The sequence below is a fragment of the Aquabacter spiritensis genome, from assembly GCF_004346185.1.
GTDB classification, from domain to species: domain Bacteria; phylum Pseudomonadota; class Alphaproteobacteria; order Rhizobiales; family Xanthobacteraceae; genus Aquabacter; species Aquabacter spiritensis.
Genome location: NZ_SMAI01000002.1, coordinates 314,088 through 330,162, shown reverse-complemented (window position 1 = coordinate 330,162; position 16,075 = coordinate 314,088). Strand labels below are relative to the sequence as shown.

16 protein-coding genes are annotated in these 16,075 nt (G+C 68.3%); 3 read left to right on the top strand and 13 right to left on the bottom strand.

Annotation, left to right across the window (positions count from 1 at the left end; genetic code table 11):
* Positions 1-6: 6 nt before the first annotated feature.
* Positions 7-1,428 (bottom strand): pyruvate kinase, encoded by a 1,422-nt coding sequence (pyk, locus tag EDC64_RS05680; RefSeq protein ID WP_132030283.1) that lies wholly within the window; start codon positions 1,426-1,428, stop codon positions 7-9.
* A 61-nt stretch (positions 1,429-1,489) separates the two neighbouring features.
* Positions 1,490-2,017 (bottom strand): DUF1036 domain-containing protein, encoded by a 528-nt coding sequence (locus EDC64_RS05675; RefSeq protein WP_132030282.1) that lies wholly within the window; start codon positions 2,015-2,017, stop codon positions 1,490-1,492.
* 183 nt (positions 2,018-2,200) lie between these two features.
* On the opposite strand from EDC64_RS05675, the gene EDC64_RS05670 reads away from it, so the two are divergent.
* Complete coding sequence (locus EDC64_RS05670; protein ID WP_245504550.1) at positions 2,201-2,521, top strand: DUF1244 domain-containing protein; 321 nt, start codon at positions 2,201-2,203, stop codon at positions 2,519-2,521.
* A 125-nt stretch (positions 2,522-2,646) separates the two neighbouring features.
* Positions 2,647-2,910: a DUF2312 domain-containing protein gene (locus EDC64_RS05665; RefSeq protein WP_132030281.1), complete on the top strand. Its 264-nt coding sequence runs from the start codon at positions 2,647-2,649 to the stop codon at positions 2,908-2,910.
* A 148-nt stretch (positions 2,911-3,058) separates the two neighbouring features.
* Here the strand turns inward: EDC64_RS05665 and adiC are convergent, their stop codons facing one another.
* From adiC to EDC64_RS05620, 9 genes are all read right to left on the bottom strand, one after another.
* A complete protein-coding gene (gene adiC, locus EDC64_RS05660; RefSeq protein ID WP_132030280.1) occupies positions 3,059-4,552 on the bottom strand; it encodes an arginine/agmatine antiporter in 1,494 nt (497 codons plus the stop codon).
* Positions 4,553-4,569: 17 nt separating this feature from the next.
* Positions 4,570-6,867, bottom strand: coding sequence for an Orn/Lys/Arg family decarboxylase (locus EDC64_RS05655; RefSeq protein WP_132030279.1), 2,298 nt, complete (start codon positions 6,865-6,867; stop codon positions 4,570-4,572).
* Positions 6,868-6,908: 41 nt separating this feature from the next.
* Entirely contained in the window at positions 6,909-8,261 is a 1,353-nt protein-coding gene (locus EDC64_RS05650) for an amino acid permease (protein ID WP_207915910.1), read from the bottom strand.
* A gap of 84 nt (positions 8,262-8,345) precedes the next feature.
* Positions 8,346-8,942: a molybdenum cofactor guanylyltransferase gene (mobA, locus tag EDC64_RS05645; protein WP_165933650.1), complete on the bottom strand. Its 597-nt coding sequence runs from the start codon at positions 8,940-8,942 to the stop codon at positions 8,346-8,348.
* 104 nt (positions 8,943-9,046) lie between these two features.
* Positions 9,047-10,177 (bottom strand): molybdenum ABC transporter ATP-binding protein, encoded by a 1,131-nt coding sequence (gene modC, locus EDC64_RS05640; RefSeq protein WP_132030276.1) that lies wholly within the window; start codon positions 10,175-10,177, stop codon positions 9,047-9,049.
* Positions 10,174-10,860 (bottom strand): molybdate ABC transporter permease subunit, encoded by a 687-nt coding sequence (modB, locus tag EDC64_RS05635; RefSeq protein WP_132030275.1) that lies wholly within the window; start codon positions 10,858-10,860, stop codon positions 10,174-10,176. The genes modC and modB overlap by 4 nt, the downstream gene beginning before the upstream one ends.
* A 6-nt stretch (positions 10,861-10,866) precedes the next feature.
* Positions 10,867-11,631, bottom strand: a complete 765-nt coding sequence (modA, locus tag EDC64_RS05630) for a molybdate ABC transporter substrate-binding protein (protein WP_132030274.1) — start codon at positions 11,629-11,631, stop codon at positions 10,867-10,869.
* A gap of 10 nt (positions 11,632-11,641) precedes the next feature.
* Positions 11,642-12,433, bottom strand: coding sequence for a TOBE domain-containing protein (locus EDC64_RS05625; RefSeq protein WP_132030273.1), 792 nt, complete (start codon positions 12,431-12,433; stop codon positions 11,642-11,644).
* A 257-nt stretch (positions 12,434-12,690) separates the two neighbouring features.
* Positions 12,691-14,124 (bottom strand): NAD-dependent succinate-semialdehyde dehydrogenase, encoded by a 1,434-nt coding sequence (locus EDC64_RS05620; protein WP_132030272.1) that lies wholly within the window; start codon positions 14,122-14,124, stop codon positions 12,691-12,693.
* Between the two features lie 170 nt (positions 14,125-14,294).
* On the opposite strand from EDC64_RS05620, the gene EDC64_RS05615 reads away from it, so the two are divergent.
* The gene (locus tag EDC64_RS05615; RefSeq protein WP_132030271.1) at positions 14,295-15,122 is read left to right on the top strand and encodes an exodeoxyribonuclease III; all 828 of its coding nucleotides are present in this window, start codon (positions 14,295-14,297) and stop codon (positions 15,120-15,122) included.
* Here the strand turns inward: EDC64_RS05615 and EDC64_RS05610 are convergent.
* Positions 15,119-15,550: a DUF2267 domain-containing protein gene (locus EDC64_RS05610; RefSeq protein ID WP_132030270.1), complete on the bottom strand. Its 432-nt coding sequence runs from the start codon at positions 15,548-15,550 to the stop codon at positions 15,119-15,121. The two genes, EDC64_RS05615 and EDC64_RS05610, sit on opposite strands and share 4 nt — an antisense overlap.
* 15 nt (positions 15,551-15,565) lie before the next feature.
* The gene (locus EDC64_RS05605) at positions 15,566-16,051 is read right to left on the bottom strand and encodes a Crp/Fnr family transcriptional regulator (protein ID WP_165933649.1); all 486 of its coding nucleotides are present in this window, start codon (positions 16,049-16,051) and stop codon (positions 15,566-15,568) included.
* Positions 16,052-16,075: the final 24 nt, after the last annotated feature.

The window sequence follows — 16,075 nt, the reverse complement described above, 5'->3', positions numbered from 1 at the left end:
CCCCGCTCAGGTCCCCTGGACGATGGCGATCCGCAGCAGATTGGTTGCACCCGGCGTGCCGAACGGCACCCCTGCGACGACGATGATGCGCTGTCCCGCCTTCGCGAAACTGTCGAGAAAGGCGTGGCGGCCGGCGCGGTCCACCATGTCCCCGACATCGTGAGCATCCTCGGTGACGATGCAATGGACGCCCCAGACCAGGCACAGGCGGCGCGCGGTCGCGGGGTTTGGGGTCAGCGCGATGGTCAGCGGCCGGGGCCGTTCGCGGGCGACCCGCAGCGCGGTCGCGCCCGAGGCGGTCCAGCAGACAATGGCGCCGAGATCGAGCGTCTCGGCGATCTGCCGGGCAGCCGCGGCGATCGCGTCGGCGGTCGTGGCCTCCGGCTCGGCGCGCTGGGCGTTCAGCACCTGCCGGTAGGTCGGATCGCGCTCCACCTCTTCGGCAATGCGGTTCATGGTGGCGACCGCCTCGACGGGATACTGCCCGGCCGCGCTCTCGGCCGAGAGCATGATGGCGTCGGCCCCTTCATAGACCGCGGTCGCGACGTCCGAGACCTCGGCCCGGGTCGGGACCGGCGAGGAGATCATGGATTCCAGCATCTGGGTCGCAACCACGACCGGCGTTCCGGAGCGGCGTGCGGCGCGGGTCATCTGCTTCTGCACGCCCGGCACGCGCTCCAACGGCATCTCCACGCCGAGATCGCCGCGCGCCACCATCAGCGAATCGGACAATTCCATGATTTCGGCGAGCCGCGCCACCGCCTGCGGCTTCTCGACCTTCACCATGATTCCGGCCCGGCCGCGCGCGATTTTGCGGGCCTCTGCGACATCTTCCGGGCGCTGCACGAAGGACAAAGCGATCCAGTCCGCGCCGGCTTCGAGGCCGGCATCGAGATCCTTGCGGTCCTTTTCGGTCAGGGCGGAGGCCGGAATCGTGGTGTCGGGGAGGCTGACGCCCTTGCGGTCGGAGATCCGCCCGCCGACCACGACGCGGGTCACGGCCAAGGTCGGCGCAGCCTCCTCGACCAGCAGGCGCACTTTGCCGTCGTCGAGCAGGAGCGTGTGGCCGGGCTCGAGCGCCGCGAGGATTTCCGGATGCGGCAGGTGCACACGCGCGGCGTCGCCGGGCGCCGGGTCGGCGTCGAGCGTGAACACCGCGCCGCGTTCCAGCACGGCGGAGCCGCCCGCGAAGGTGGCGAGGCGCAGTTTCGGCCCCTGGAGATCCACCAGGATGCCGATCGGCCGGGCGTGCTTCTCTTCGATTGCCCGGATGGCCGCCACGAAGCTGCGCAGCTTGTCGTGCGGCGTGTGGCTCATATTGATTCGGAACACGTCGGCGCCGGCGACGAACAGCCGCTCGATCACCTCCGGGTCGGAGGAGGCCGGTCCGAGGGTTGCGACAATCTTGGTGCGGCGCTGGCGTCTCATAAGCGTCTCCCTTGGCGTCCGGATGGCGCGCTCGCCGCCCCTCCCCTGCGAGGGGCGGCCCTCAGGGAGTCTTGGACCGCTGCGCGGGGTTGGGGGTCGGCATCGGAGCACCGCCGGGAATCGGCGACACGGCGGAGGGCCGTACCGAATCGACCTGGGTCTTCTCCGTCAGCTGGACGGTCCAGCCGCGCTGTTCCTTGGTATCCACCTCCATGAACCCGGTGCGGTCGAAGCCGCGTGCCAGGCAATCCTCAATGCCGCGGATGGTAAACTCCTTGTCGCGCGTGCACATGAAGGCGCGCCCGGACCACTCCCCGCCCTGATCATAGTCGACGGCATAGAGATAATAGAAGCGCGCGACGAGGTCGCCGCGCAGCAGCGTCTCGCAGGTATTGGCGGCGACGTTCCACCAGCCCTCGGTGATCCAGATCTCGTTGTCCTTGTAGCCGACGGCGACGCCGACCCGGCTCTGGGTGCGGTTGCACAGCCGGAAATCCGCCGCGGCCGGTACCGCGGAGACGGCGAGAGACCCGAGCGAAAGCGCGAGACCGAGGAGCGGAGCCCAGGCGGCGTGGCGACGTTTCTTCATGGGAACGGGCGGCGGCAGGGCATGGATGGCGGTGTCTGCCTTTGCGGGCGCAGGGCGTCAATACCTCGGCTCAAGATGGCGAGCGAACCGCCTTGTGATGAGCGATCGGGGCGATAACGAGGCAGGCCGCCTCTTGTGCCCGGGAACCCGCCCGGCCACATGGAGAGGCAGGAGACACATGCCATGACGTCCTCGCCCGATCCCACCCTCCCCGATCCCATGCGCGAGCGCCTGGAAGCCGCGGCCTTCCGCCGTCTGCGCGACCATCTGCGCGCCCGTCCCGACGTCCAGAATATCGATCTCATGACCCTCGCCGGCTTCTGCCGGAACTGCCTGTCCAACTGGTATCTCGAAGCCGCGCAGCAGGAAGGCCTGCCCCTTACGAAGGACGAGAGCCGGCAGGCAATCTACGGCATGAGCTACGAGGAGTGGAAGGCGCAGCACCAGCGCGACGCGACCCCGGCCCAGACGGCGGCTTTCGCCGCCGCGAAGCTCGAACATTGACCCTTGACGCTGCGGCGGGTTCCGAAGGACGCACGTCGGCAGGTGGATTGCGGGGACACGTCCTTGACGTGGAGCCCGCATTTCGGCCCTATCCCGCCCTTGTCTGGCTTCAGGAGTAGGCCCTCGTGTCGGAAGACGTTACGGATGCCCCCGCGGGCTTCGCCAAGGAACAGCTGAAATCCTTCATCGAGCGCATCGAGCGCCTGGAGGAGGAGAAGAAGGCCATCGCCGACGACATCAAGGACGTGTTCGCCGAAGCCAAGGCCAACGGATTCGACGTCAAGGCCCTGCGCACCATCCTGAAGATCCGCCGGGAGGACGCCGACGAGCGCAAGGAGCACGAGGCGATCGTCGACCTCTATCTCCAGGCGCTCGGCATCTTCGTCTAGAGCCTGATCCGATCAGGGCGAAACAAGCTGATCGGCGCGCCCTCTAGGCGATAACGCCTTCCGATCGAGATGCAGCGCGTTTCGATCGGTTCCGGTCTTCATCACGCATGAAGAGCCTGCAGGCTCCGGCGGCGGCCCGTCGCGCGTGTCACGGCGCGGACGCGGGCGCGGACAAAGGCGCCGGCGAGCGGGTGTGGAGCAGGCCGGGCGTGTGCCGGCCGACCGAATCCCAGAACATCAAGCCGAGGGCGGCGATGGTGACCGCCAGCGTCGCATACCGCACCCAGCGCGGTGCGGCCCCGCCGGTCTTGACCGTCCCGGCCTCGACGTCGCGCTTGTGGTTCAACGCGATGGCGTAAAACACCATGGTCGAGATGACGAAGATCAGCGACCAGCGGGTCTGGTTGCCGTCCGATCCGACCAGAGCCCACAGCGAATAGACGGCCGCCACCAGCGCGATCATGGTGTAGACGCCGTATTCGCCGTGCGGCATCGCCTTGTAGCCCAGCACCTTCAGCGCGATCGCGGAATAGATGTAGGGCAGCAGGGTCATAATCACCGCGATCGAGGCGATCTTACCGAATTGTTCGCTCGCTGTCGGCGACATGGTGGCCAGCACCTGTACGCTCATGATGATCGCAACGACGGCGAGACCCAGCGACGGCACGCCCTTGGAATTGACCTTCGAGAACAGATTCGGAAACAGGCCGTCATCCGCGGCCGCCTTGGCGGTCTGGCCCACCAGCAGGGTCCAGCCGGCAAGCGATCCGAGGCACCCGATGGCGGCGCAGGCGGCCACGACGCCCGCCGCGGTATCGCCGAGCGCCAGCCGCGCTGCGTCGGCGAACGGCGCGGAGGAGGCCACCAATTCCTTGTTCGGGATCATGCCCATGATGACCGAGGACGAGAGCACGTAGCACACCGCCGCGATGACCACGCCCAGAACGGTCGCGATCGGCACGTTGCGGCGCGGATTCTCCACGACGCCCGCCGACACCGACGCGGTCTCGACGCCGATGAAGGCCCAGAGCGTGAAATTCAGCGTGGCGCCGATGGCCGAGAAGGAGTCCTGCCCCGAGACGTTCCAGCCTGCGGCATAGGTCTCTCCCGAGAACCAGAACCAGCCGAGCAGCGCCATGCCGACGATCGGCACCAGAGCGAAAGAGGTGGTGAAGGATTGGAGCCGACCCACGAAATTGGGGCCGAGTATGTTGGCATAGGTGAAGAACCAGACCAGAGCGATCTGCGCCAAAGCCGAAACCAGGGGATCCTTGAGGGCGGGAAAGAAGCTCGAGAGATAGCCGAGCCCCGCCACCGCCAGCCCGACATTGCCGACCACATTGGCGAGCCAGTAGATGAGATTGGTCTGGTAGCCCATATAGTCGCCGAATGCCTTGCGGGCATAGGCGTAGGGGCCGCCGGCCGCCGGGTCCATGGCGGCCAGTTTGGCGAAGACGAGCGCCAGCGAGACCGCGCCGACGATGGTGACGAGCCAGCCGAAGATCGCGATGCCGCCGGTTGCGGCGAGATTGGCCGGCAGCATGAAGACGCCGGAGCCCATCATGTTGCCGGCCACCATGAGGGTGGCGGCGATCAGGCCGATCTTCTTCGGCGCGGCGGCGACGGACGCATCCTGAGCCATGGATCCCTCCCGTCCGGTCAGCGGACGATGCAGAGGACGTGGTAGATCCCGTCCTCGACCTCGACGCCGTGGGTGTCATGGGCGAAGCCGGGAAACTGCGCGTCGAACGCTTCGAGCGCCCTGAGATAGGCGAGTGCCGGCCCATCGGCGGGACCGACATTCTCGCCCGGCATCAGAAGCGGGATCCCGGGCGGATAGGGCACGATGCCGGTCGCCACGGTACGGCCCGCCATCGCCGCCAAAGGCAGGCGTTCCACCTCGCCCTTGACCAGCCGCTCATAAGCTTCGACCGGCGACAGGTCCGGGACGGGGAGGCCGGAGAAGGCGGCCGACATGGCGGCCGTGGTCTTCAGCGCCTTCATCGCGGCGAACATTTCGTCCGCGAGATCTCTCAGCCCGAGGGCGCCGTAGCGCTTCGGCGCCAATGCCACCAGGTCCGGCAACACCTGCGCGAGCGGCACGTTCGCGTCATAGTCGCGCTTGAAGTCGGCAAGCTCGCTGACCAGCGTCCCCCATTTGCCCTTGGTGATGCCGAGGGAGAAGAGGAACAGGATGGTGAAGTCGGTGGTCTTCTCGACCACGATACCCTGCCGGTCGAGATAGAGGCTGACGAGCGCGGCCGGGATGCCGGTCTCCGCCAGGTCCCCGGCCGCCGACATGCCCGGGGTGACCACCGAGACCTTGATGGGATCGAGCATGCACCAGCCGGCATCGAGGCCGGCGAAACCGTGCCAGGAAGCGCCGGGTTCGAGCACCCAGCAGGACGGATCGGTGACGAGATGGTCCGGGTCCGCGAGATGGAAGGCGACAGGCCCGCCAGCCGCGGGGTCATCGACCGTGTCCGGCTGCCAGGTGGTGAAGAACCAGGTGCCGAGCGCGGCATAGTCGGCATTCAGCCGCGCCATGATCTGCCGGAAAGCCACCGCCTCGCGGATCGATTCGGTGGTCAGCGCCCGGCCGGACGGCCCGTCCATCATCGCGGCGCTGACATCGTTGGAGGCGATGATGGCGTAGTTCGGCGAGGTCGAGGCGTGCATCATGAACGCTTCGTTGAACCTGGCGTGCGGGATCGGCCGGCGGCCGTCTCGCACATGGATGAAGGAGGCCTGCGAGAGGGCCGCCAGAAGCTTGTGCGTGGACTGGGTGGCGAACACGGTCGGCCGGGTCGCGTCGTGGTCGGCGGGTTCGCCGTGCATCGCGAACCGGCCGCGATACAGCGGGTTGAACCGCGCATAGCCGTACCAGGCTTCGTCGAAATGCAGCCGGTCGACGCTGCGGCCGAGCAGGTCCTCGGCCCGGGCGACGTTGTAGCAGAGCCCGTCATAGGTCGAATTGGTGACGATGGCGTGGACCGGCGTGCGGTCGATCCCCGGGCGCATCAGCGGATTGGCCGCGATGGCCTCGGCGATCGCCGTCGGCGCGAGGCTGGCGGGCGGGATCGGGCCGATAATGCCGAGCCCATTGCGGGACGGCATCAGATAAGTCGGGATCGCGCCGGACAGCGTCATCGCGTGCTCGGCGCTCTTGTGGCAGTTGCGATCGCACAGGCACACTTGGTCGCGCGTCACGCTCGCCATGAGGATGACCCGGTTCGAGGTCGATGAGCCGTTGGTGACGCTGTAGGAGCGGTGCGCGCCGAACACCCGGGCGGCATAGGCCTCGCCCGCGCCGATGGGCCCGGAATGGTCGAGCAGCGAGCCGAGTTCGCCGACCGAGATCGAGAGATCCGCGCGGAACATGTTCTCGCCGAAGAATTCAAAGAAGGCGCGCCCTGCCGGATGCTTCAGGAAGGCGGTTCCGCCGGTATGGCCGGGGGTGTGCCAGGAATATTCGTGAACCTGGGAGAACCGCACCAGCGCGCCGAACATCGGCGGCAGGACTTTTTCGCGATAGCGGCCGATCGCGGCAACCACGCGCCCGGCGATGAAACGCGGCGTGTCCTCGAGCAGCCAGACGAAATCGTCCACCTGGCCCATGGCTTCAAGGGGAATGGTGGAGGCAAGCGAGCGGTCGGCGCACAGGAAGACCGGCACTGCGGCATTGCGGGCACGGATCGCGGCGAGCACCGCGAGGGCGGCGGCATGGTCGTCGTCGCCCGAGACGTCCCAGTCCAGAAGGACCGCCTGGAACGCCGCATCGGCGGCGAACAGCAGCGTCGCATCGGCGCAGGCGGTCGCGGTAACCACCTCGACGTCCTGGCTCTCGAGTTCCTGGAGCAGCGCCCGGGCGGCCCGCCCCGCCGCCGTCTCCTGGTGGACCATCGCATGGACCATCAGGATCCGCTTGCCGAGATCCTCCTGCCTCATCCGCGCCATCCTCGACCTCCCGTGTCGGCTTCCGCGCGGCATGGTCGGCCCTAATCGGCGGCGGAACTTTGCGCGGCGTCAGTTCCGGCTCTTTTGTGATGGAGCAAGATGTAGATCGGCAAGCCGGACAGGAGCAGCAGGAGCCCCCACATCCCCGCCGTGGGGCCGGAGCCGTAGATTGTCCACATCGCGAAGAGGAAGGCGACGAAGGCGATCGGCAGATAGGTGCGCGGGCTGAAATAGCCGATTCTGCGGCCGAGGGTCAGATAGAGCGCACCCTCCACCAGGCAGCAGAAAACGTACGGGATCATCTCGGCGACGGTCGAAAGCTCGACGACGAAGTCGTAGACCGCGATCAGCGCACCCGCCCCGCTGGTCTGCAGCGTCAAGAGCAGCGAAGACAGGCCGACCGAGATCGCAATGCCCCGCGCCGGAACGCCGTTGGCGTTCAAGTCGGCGAACACCTGCGGCAGCACACCGTTGCGCGCCGCCGCCATCGGCACCTGCGACATCATTAGGGTCCAGCCGTTGAGCGCGCCGAGCGAGGACAGCATCGCGGCGGCGGCGATCACATAGCCGGCCCAGGGTCCCCACATGATCGAAGCGGCGTCTGCGAACGGCGCGGAGGACTGGGCGAGCGCGGTGCGCCCCATCACCCCCATCACCACCAGCGTCCCGAGGGTGAAGATCAAAGCCGCGGTGGCGGTGCCGATGACGGTCGAGAGAAAGATGGTGCGCTTGGGATCCCGAACGTCGCCCGCCGGGACGGTCGCCGATTCGATGCCGAGAAAGGCGAACATGGTCAAAGGCGCGGTGGCCGAGAGGGCGACGAAGAACGGGTCCGGGGTCGGATTGATCGGTGTGAAGTGGCTCCAGTCGACCCAGACCAGCCCGATCAGCGCGACGCCGAGGAAGGGCACCAGCTTGACGCTGACCATGAGGATCTGAAGCTGCCCTGCCTCCTTCACGCCGCGCATGTTCACCAGCGCGACGGCCCACATCGCAGCCAGCGCCAGCAGAAGATTGAGGATGGGATGATCGGACAAGCCGGGGAAGAACACCCGGAGATAGCCGACAAAGGCGAGCGCGATCGCGGGCTGGGAGGCCCACATCGAAATCCAGTAGCCCCAGGCGATCAGAAACCCGGCGAATTCGCCAAACCCCATCCGCGTATAGGCATAAGGACCGCCGGCGGCGGGGGCGATCCGCCCGAGCCGCGCGAACACCAGGCCGAGGCACATGGCACCGACCGACATGACGAGCCAGCCGATCAGCGCGACCGTGCCGTACGGCGCCAGGGCCGCCGGTGCCAGGAAGAAGCCCGACCCGACCACGTTGCCGATCACCAAACAGGTGCAGGCCCATACGCCGAGCGAGCCCTGAGCCGCATCTTTCCCCGCCAAAATCGCGTCCCCCCGTTCGCGGCTCGTCGCGGGAGCTTCACATTACCTCCGCAACGCGTCAACACGGCGCGCCCGCGGCTCGGATCAGACCATCCCGGATTTTGCGCGCGCCTGATCGAGATCGGCCGGCGTGTTGATATTGAAGAAGATTTCGGCCTCCTCGGCATAAGGCGCAATATCTGCCGGGGGCAGGATGCGGGCGTCGAGGGACGCCACGAACCGCTCCATCCGGAGCTCGCCGCGCATCAGAAAAGGTGGGATCAGGGGCGCAATCCGCGCCGCGTAGACGGCATGGAGCGGCTGGAGCCCGTAACCGTCGCGCGGCACCACCGCATCGGCCGGGCCGAGCATGTGTGCGAGATGCCGAATCAAGGCGGTCGAGATGAAGGGCATGTCGCAGCCGCAGACGAACACCGCCGGCGTCGGGGCATTCAGCAGCGCCGCATGGAGCCCGCCGAGTGCGCCATGCCCCGGCACGGCGTCCGGCACCACAGCGATGCCGCGCTCCCTATAGGGCTCCGGGTCGTTGGCGACCACCATGACATGGCCGCAGGTCTCCGCGAGGCGATCGAGGATGCGGTCGATAACCGGCGCGCCGCCGACCGTGACCAGCGCCTTGTTGACGTGCCCCATGCGGCGGGCCTTGCCGCCCGCCAGCACCGCGCCGGTCAGACCGGCCATGCGATGGTCTCTCATGCGTCCGTCCCGCTCCCGGTCGCGCGCCCCAGCCACGCGCTGTCCGATGATAGACCGGACCGTCGGCTGAGGCGACGCGGGCGCCACCGTCAGGCGCCCGACACACCCGCCGGGGGGCTTCCGGCGGCTGCGAGGGCGACACCCTTCACCTGCGCGTGCACCGCGAGCCCGACGCGCAGATCGAGCTGGACGAAGGAGCGGCGCGTGACCCGGGCGAGCAGCCGGTCGCCTGCACCGTCCGCGCCGAGCCCGAGAACCAGCGTCATCTCATGGCTGCGAAGCGCGGTGACGGAGAGAATTCTGGCATCGACCACATTGAGGATGGTGCTGGCGCGCGGCATTTCGAGCGCCAGACTGACATCGCCCGCAGCGATGCTGAGCCGCCGGCGCGCACCGATCTCGCCCGGCGGGGCGGGCACCAGAAAGCGCGCGCCGCGCACCGCGAGCGCGATCAGGCCGTCGGCGCCGTCATAGCTCTCGACGATGCCGTCGAGGCTGACCGCCGCGTCGCGGGTGGTGGCGAGCGGCAGATCCGGGTTGCTCTGGAGCGCAGCGAGCGGCCCGCAGGCGAGGACCCGGCCCCGCTCCAGCAGGACAAGGCGGTCGGCGAGCCGCTCGACCTCCGCCATGTCGTGGCTGACATAGAGGACCGGCAGATCGAGCGCCCCGTGGAGCCGCTCGAGGAAGGGCAGGATCTCGTCCTTGGTGGCCCGGTCGAGCGCGGACAAGGGCTCGTCCATCAGCAGCAGCCGCGGCTGGGAGAGCAAGGCGCGGCCGACCGCGACGCGCTGGCGTTCGCCGCCGGAGAGATGATGCGGCCCGCGGTCGAGCAGATGCGCGAGCCCGAGAAGCCGGACCACCTCGTCGAAGGCGATGGACCGCGGCGGCGGCACAAGCGGCGCGCCATAAAGCAGGTTGCGCCGCACCGAGAGATGCGGGAACAGGCTCGCCTCCTGGAACACGTAGCCGACGGGGCGGCGGTGCGCCGGGCGGAATTGGCGCGCGTCCTGCCAGACGTCGCCATCGACGAGGCACCGGCCGTCGAGACGGGTCAGCCCGGCCATGCAGCGCAGCACGGTCGTCTTGCCGCAGCCGGACGGCCCGAACAGCGCCGTGACGCCCCGCGCCGGCACGCTGAAGGCGGCGTCCAGCGCAAACGCGCCGATCCGTCCGGAAAAGGCGGCCTCGATGGTTCCGGGCGCCCCCGTCGCCTGGGTCATGCGCCCGCCTTCAAGGTACGCTTCTCGATCAATGCCATCGCGAGAATGACGCAGAAGGCGAACACCACCAGTCCGGCGGCGAGGATATGCGCTTCGCGCCATTGCGCGGTCTCGACGAAGTCGTAAAGCGCGATCGAAAGCACCTTCGTCTCCCCGGGAATATTGCCGCCGATCATGAGGACGACGCCGAACTCGCCGACGGTATGGGCGAAGCCGAGGACGCAGGCGGAGAGGAAGCCCGGACGGGCGAGCGGCACCGCAACGCTCCAGAAGGCGCGCCAGGGCGAGGCGCGCAGCGTCGCGGCGACCTCCAGCGGGCGGTCTCCCACCGCCGCGAATGCATTGCGCAGCGGCTGGACGACGAACGGCAGAGAATAGATCACCGATCCGATCACCAACCCCTCGAAGGTGAAGGCGAGGGTGCGAAGCCCGAAAGCCGGCCCAATCAGGCCGCCCAGCGCGTCCGGACCGAGCGCGATGAGAAGGTAGAAGCCGAGCACGGTCGGCGGCAGGACCAGCGGCAACGACACGATCGCCGCCACTGGCTCTTTCCACCAGACGCGCGCGCGGACGAGCCACCATGCGAGCGGCGTGCCGACGATCAACAGAAGCAGGGTGGTCAGGGCGGCCAGTTCCAGCGTGAGACGGACCGACGGCCACATCGCATCGAAAAGCGGGTCCATCGCGGCTCAGCTCGATGCGCCGAAGGCGTAGCCGTAGCGCTCGATGATGGCACGTGCCTCGGGGCTTCTGAGGAAGACGAGGAAGGCCTCGGCTGCGGCACTGTCGACGCCCTTGGCGAGGAGCACCGCATCCTGCCGGATCGGCGTGTAAAGATCTTGGGGGACCACCCAGCGCGAGCCCGCAGCATCGATCACCTGAGAGAGGGCGACGAAGCCGAGTTCGGCGTTCCCGGTATCGGCGAACTGGAAGGTCTGGGCGATGGAATTGCCCTGCACGATCTTGGGCTGAAGCATCTCGTAGAGCTTCACGGCCTTCATCGTCTCGATAGCGGCGGCCCCATAGGGCGCGGCGGCGGGATTGGCGATGGCGATCTTGGCGAAGCTGCCGGAACGAAGCGTCGCCTCGCCGGTCACCAGCCCGGCGGTGCGGCTCCAGAGGACGAGCTTGCCGATTGCATAGGTGAAGCGGCTCTCGGCCGGGGCGAGGCCGTCGGCGACCAGCTTGCGCGGCCGCTCCTCGTCCGCCGACAGGAAGACCTGGAACGGCGCGCCTTGGGTGATCTGGGCGTAGAATTGGCCCGACGCCCCGAAGCTCAGCACCGCCTCATGGCCGGTCTTCTGCGCGAAGGCGGCGGCGATCTCCTTTGCGGCGCCAGTGAAATTGGCCGCGACCGCGACATGCGTCTGGTCGGCGGCGGCCGGCCGGCCGGCAAGGAGAAGGGCAAGGGCGAGGCCCGCGGCGAAAACGTTGAAAGCTTTGGGCAGTCGCATGTTTAGGCCCTCAGTCGATGGCGAGAATGACGTGCGCCGCCTCGATCAGCGCGAAAGCCGGCTTGCCCGGTGCGAGGTTCAGGGCCTGGGCGCTGTGGGCGGTGATGGTGGCCGCGAGCGTCTTGCCGCCGCCGATATCGAGCACCACCTCGGCACCGACCGCCCCCGCCTCCACCCGCTGGACGATCCCGTGCAGGCAATTGCGGAACGAGGTGCGCGGCGGCACGTCGCCCGGGGCGACCACGACGAACGGGGCCTTGACCAGGACCACCGCATCGCGCCCGACGCACAGGCCGAGCGTGCGGACGCTTTCCGACGTCACCAGAGCGTGGATCACCGTCGCATCGGCGACCTCGACCGCCACCTCGGCGGCGAGCGCATCGGCGACGATGTCGATGATCGTGCCGCGCAGGGCGTTGCGGGCGCTGGTCTTCATGAGGAACCCCGACATCAGGTTGAGGGGGGAAATGCCGGTGCCCGCGAGATCCGGCGATATCGCCCGCACCACCCGGGCCATCTCGGCCTCGAGCCGGTTGAACGCGACGATGACGCGCTGTCCGGTCGGGGTCAGGGATGCGCCGCCGCCGGCGCGGCCGCCGGCGCGGGTTTCCAGGAGCGGCTGGCCGAACAGATTCGCCATCGCGTCGAGCGCGTCCCAGGCCGCCTTATAGGTGAGACCGACGGCCTTCGCCCCCGCCGAGATCGAGCCTTCCCGCGCCACCGCCTCGAGCAGCCGGATGCGCTCGCGGCCGACCGGCGACAGGCTCTCGCTCTTCAAAGTGACGAGGGCTTCGATCGGCACGCTTCGGCTCTCCCAGCGCTATGTATGACGACTACATAACGCGGGACGAAACACAGAGCAAAGCGGCATTTTCGCCGCTCCGCACCGACGCTGCGGCTCCGCTGCGCGCAACCAGGCCAGGGATTCTCAAGGGGGGGTCGGGATGGCGTGCGGCCCGCGGCATGCGCCGACCGTCCGCGGAACACGGGCGGGGCCGGGTGCGCTTCCTGCCCCCTGTGCGCCCGGAGGGGAAATCCCGACCGGGCGCGGCGCGTCGTTCAGAGACCGGCCTGAGAGACGAACTTCGGGTTGAGATAGGCCTCGATCGCTTCGGTGCCGCCCTCCGAGCCGAAGCCCGAATCCTTCACGCCGCCGAACGGCACTTCCGGCAGAGCAAGGCCGAGATGATTGATCGTCATCATGCCCGCCTCGACCGAGGCGGCGATGGCGTTCGCGGTCTTCGCCGAACGGGTATAGGCATAGGAGGCGAGGCCGTAGGGCAGCCGGTTGGCCTCCGCCACCGCCTCGTCGAAATCCGCGAACGGGAAGATCATGGCGAGCGGGCCGAACGGCTCCTCGTTCATCATCCGCATCTCGCGCGACACGCCGGTCACGACCGTCGGCTCGAAGAAATAACCCTTGTTGCCGATGCGGTTGCCGCCGGTGCGCACCTCCGCGCCCTTTTGCTGGGCATCGGCGAGCAGCGCCTCGATGGCGGGAACGCGGCGCTCGTTGGCCAGCGGACCCATCTGGGTCCCCTCCTCCAGCCCGTTGCCGACCCGGACGGTCTTGGCATAAGCGACGAAGCGGTCGACGAACTGGTCGTAAGCCTTTTCCTGCACCATGAAGCGGGTCGGCGAGACACAGACCTGCCCGGCATTGCGGAACTTCGCGCCCGCGATCTGCTTGGCCGCGGCGTCGATATCGGCATCCTCGAACACGATCACCGGCGAATGGCCGCCGAGTTCCATCGTCACGCGCTTCATATGCGCGCCGGCGAGCGCCGCCAGCTTCTTGCCGACCGGGGTGGAGCCGGTGAAGGTCACCTTGCGGATGGTCGGGTGGGGAATGAGATATTCGCTGATCTCGGCCGGCACGCCATAGACGAGGCCGATCACGCCCGCCGGCACGCCGGCATCGACGAAGCAGCGGATCAGTTCGGCCGGCGAGGCCGGGGTCTCTTCCGGCGCCTTGACGATGATCGAGCAGCCAGCGGCGAGCGCGCCGGAGAGCTTGCGCACCACCTGGTTGATCGGGAAGTTCCAGGGCGTGAACGCCGCGACCGGGCCGACCGGCTCCTTGATGACGAGCTGATAGACGCCCGCGGCGCGCGCCGGGATCACCCGCCCGTAGGCGCGGCGCGCCTCCTCGGCGAACCAGTCGATGATGTCGGCGGCGGCGAGCGTTTCCATCCGCGCCTCGGGCAGCGGCTTGCCCTGTTCCAGCGTCATCAGCCGGGCGATGTCGGCGACGCGCTCGCGCAGCAGGTCGGCCGCCTTGCGCATCACCTTTGCGCGGTCATAGGCCGACACCTTGGACCAGGTCTTGAAACCGCCGGCGGCCGCCTCGAGCGCGGCATCGAGATCGCTGCGCGCCGCATGGGCGACCGTGCCGATCTCTTCCTCGGTGGCGGGGTTGAGCACGGGAAGGGTGCGCCCGCCCTCGGCAGCGCGCCACTGGCCGGCAATATGAAGCTGGACGTCGCGATACATGAAAGCCTCCCTCGCTCGAAACATGCGCTGTCTTATCGCGGGGCGCGCCCCCTACTGGCAAGGACCAATCGGTCATGGCTGACGGGCGTCCGGCGCGCGCGGCGCAGGCCTCGCTTGTGGGCGCGGCGCGCGGCGGCTAAGTCTGGCCCGCTCCCCGATCATGGTGTCCCTTGCCCCAGAATCTCACCGTCTGCACCTGGAACATCAATTCCGTCCGCATCCGCCTCGACATCCTGCGAGACGCCGTGGCGCGGCTCCAGCCGGACATTCTGTGCCTGCAGGAGACCAAGTGCCAGGATGACCGCTTCCCCCTCGCGGCGATCCGCGATCTCGGCTTTCCCCACATCGCGCTGAACGGCCAGAAGGGCTGGCACGGCGTCGCCACTTTCTCGCGCCTGCCGTTCGCAGCGATCGAGAAGCGCGAATTCTGCGGCAAGGGCGACGCGCGGCACATCGCGGTCACTCTCGGGGCCGAAGCGGGGCTCGCCACACCCTTCACGGTTCACAATTTCTATGTGCCGGCCGGCGGCGACATTCCCGATCCCGACCTCAATCCGAAATTCGCCCACAAGCTCGCTTTCCTGGACGAGCTGATCGCCTGGGAGCGCCTGCCGGAACAGGCGCGGGCCCAGGCACACACCGTCCTGGTCGGCGATCTCAACATCGCGCCGCTGGAAACCGACGTGTGGAGCCACAAGCAATTGCTGACCGTGGTCAGCCACACTCCGGTCGAGGTCGAGCGGATGCGGCGCTTTCAGGCGACCGGCCCTTGGGTGGACGTCATGCGCCATTTCGTGCCGCCGGAGGAGAAGCTGTTCACCTGGTGGAGCTACCGCTCCCCGGACTGGACGGCGAACGATCGCGGCCGCCGCCTCGACCATGTCTGGACCAGCCCGTCGCTGGCGCCGCACGCGCGAGCCATGACCGTGCTGCGGGAGGCGCGGAGCTGGGAGCGGCCGTCCGACCATGTGCCGGTGGCGGTGACGTTCGAGGTTTAGCCGCCGGAGGGCACGCGCCAGAACTCGGCGGCAGCGGGGCCGACGCGATCCAGAACGGCATCGAGGGCGGCGCCATCGGTCGCGCGGCGCAGGGCGGCGGACACGTCGGCGATGCACGTCTCGGGCGCGAAATTGTGGTGCCGGCGCAGCCCCTTTACCTCACGCGTGAGTCCGGCGCGGTCACAGAACGGCACGGGCGCCGAGGTAATGTCCCAGTCGGCGACGAAGATCGCCCGCAGCACCGGCGGGAGGACCTGCGCAAAGTCGATCGCCTCGGCGGGGGTGAGACGGCGCCGGAAGGTGTGGAGGACACCTTCGACCATGGTGTAGGTCTGGTTTCGGGTGGCGAGGCCGGAGGTGTCACGCGCATCGGCGAGGAAGCGCTCGAAATCCTCGGAGGCGTGCTGGAGCTCCAGGGGAATGGGCACCGGCGGTCCTGCCCGTCACCGCCGACGAGCCGCGGGGCGGGACGGCGAATCGAACTTTTCCCGCCGCAAGGCGTCGAGCGCGCCGAGCGTGGCTTCAAGGCGTTCGGCAAATTGCGCGCGCAAGAGGGTGGCGGCTTCGGGAAAGCCTTCCAGCACCCGCACGAAGACCGGGCGGGAAATGCGCAACACCGTGGCGGCTTCGAGCGCCCGCGCGGTGGCGGGGCGCGGCGAAGCGACGAACAAGGCGGTCTCGCCCACCAAGGCGCCGGACAGAAGCTCACACAAGCGGCGGCGGCGGCCGGCTTGTTCCGTCACCAGTTCGATGCGGCCGGACAGAACGACATAGCCTGCGTCAGAGATTTCCCCGGCGCGGAACAGCACGTCCCCAGCCTTCAGCTCGTGAATCTCGGCGCTGATGGCGAGGCTGCGCAATGCCTCGGGTGGGAGCACCTCGAAGGTGGGGACGCCTTGCAACGCGGCGACGTCCTGCTCGAGGCTCACGGTCTCCCTCCCCCTAAGGCTGGA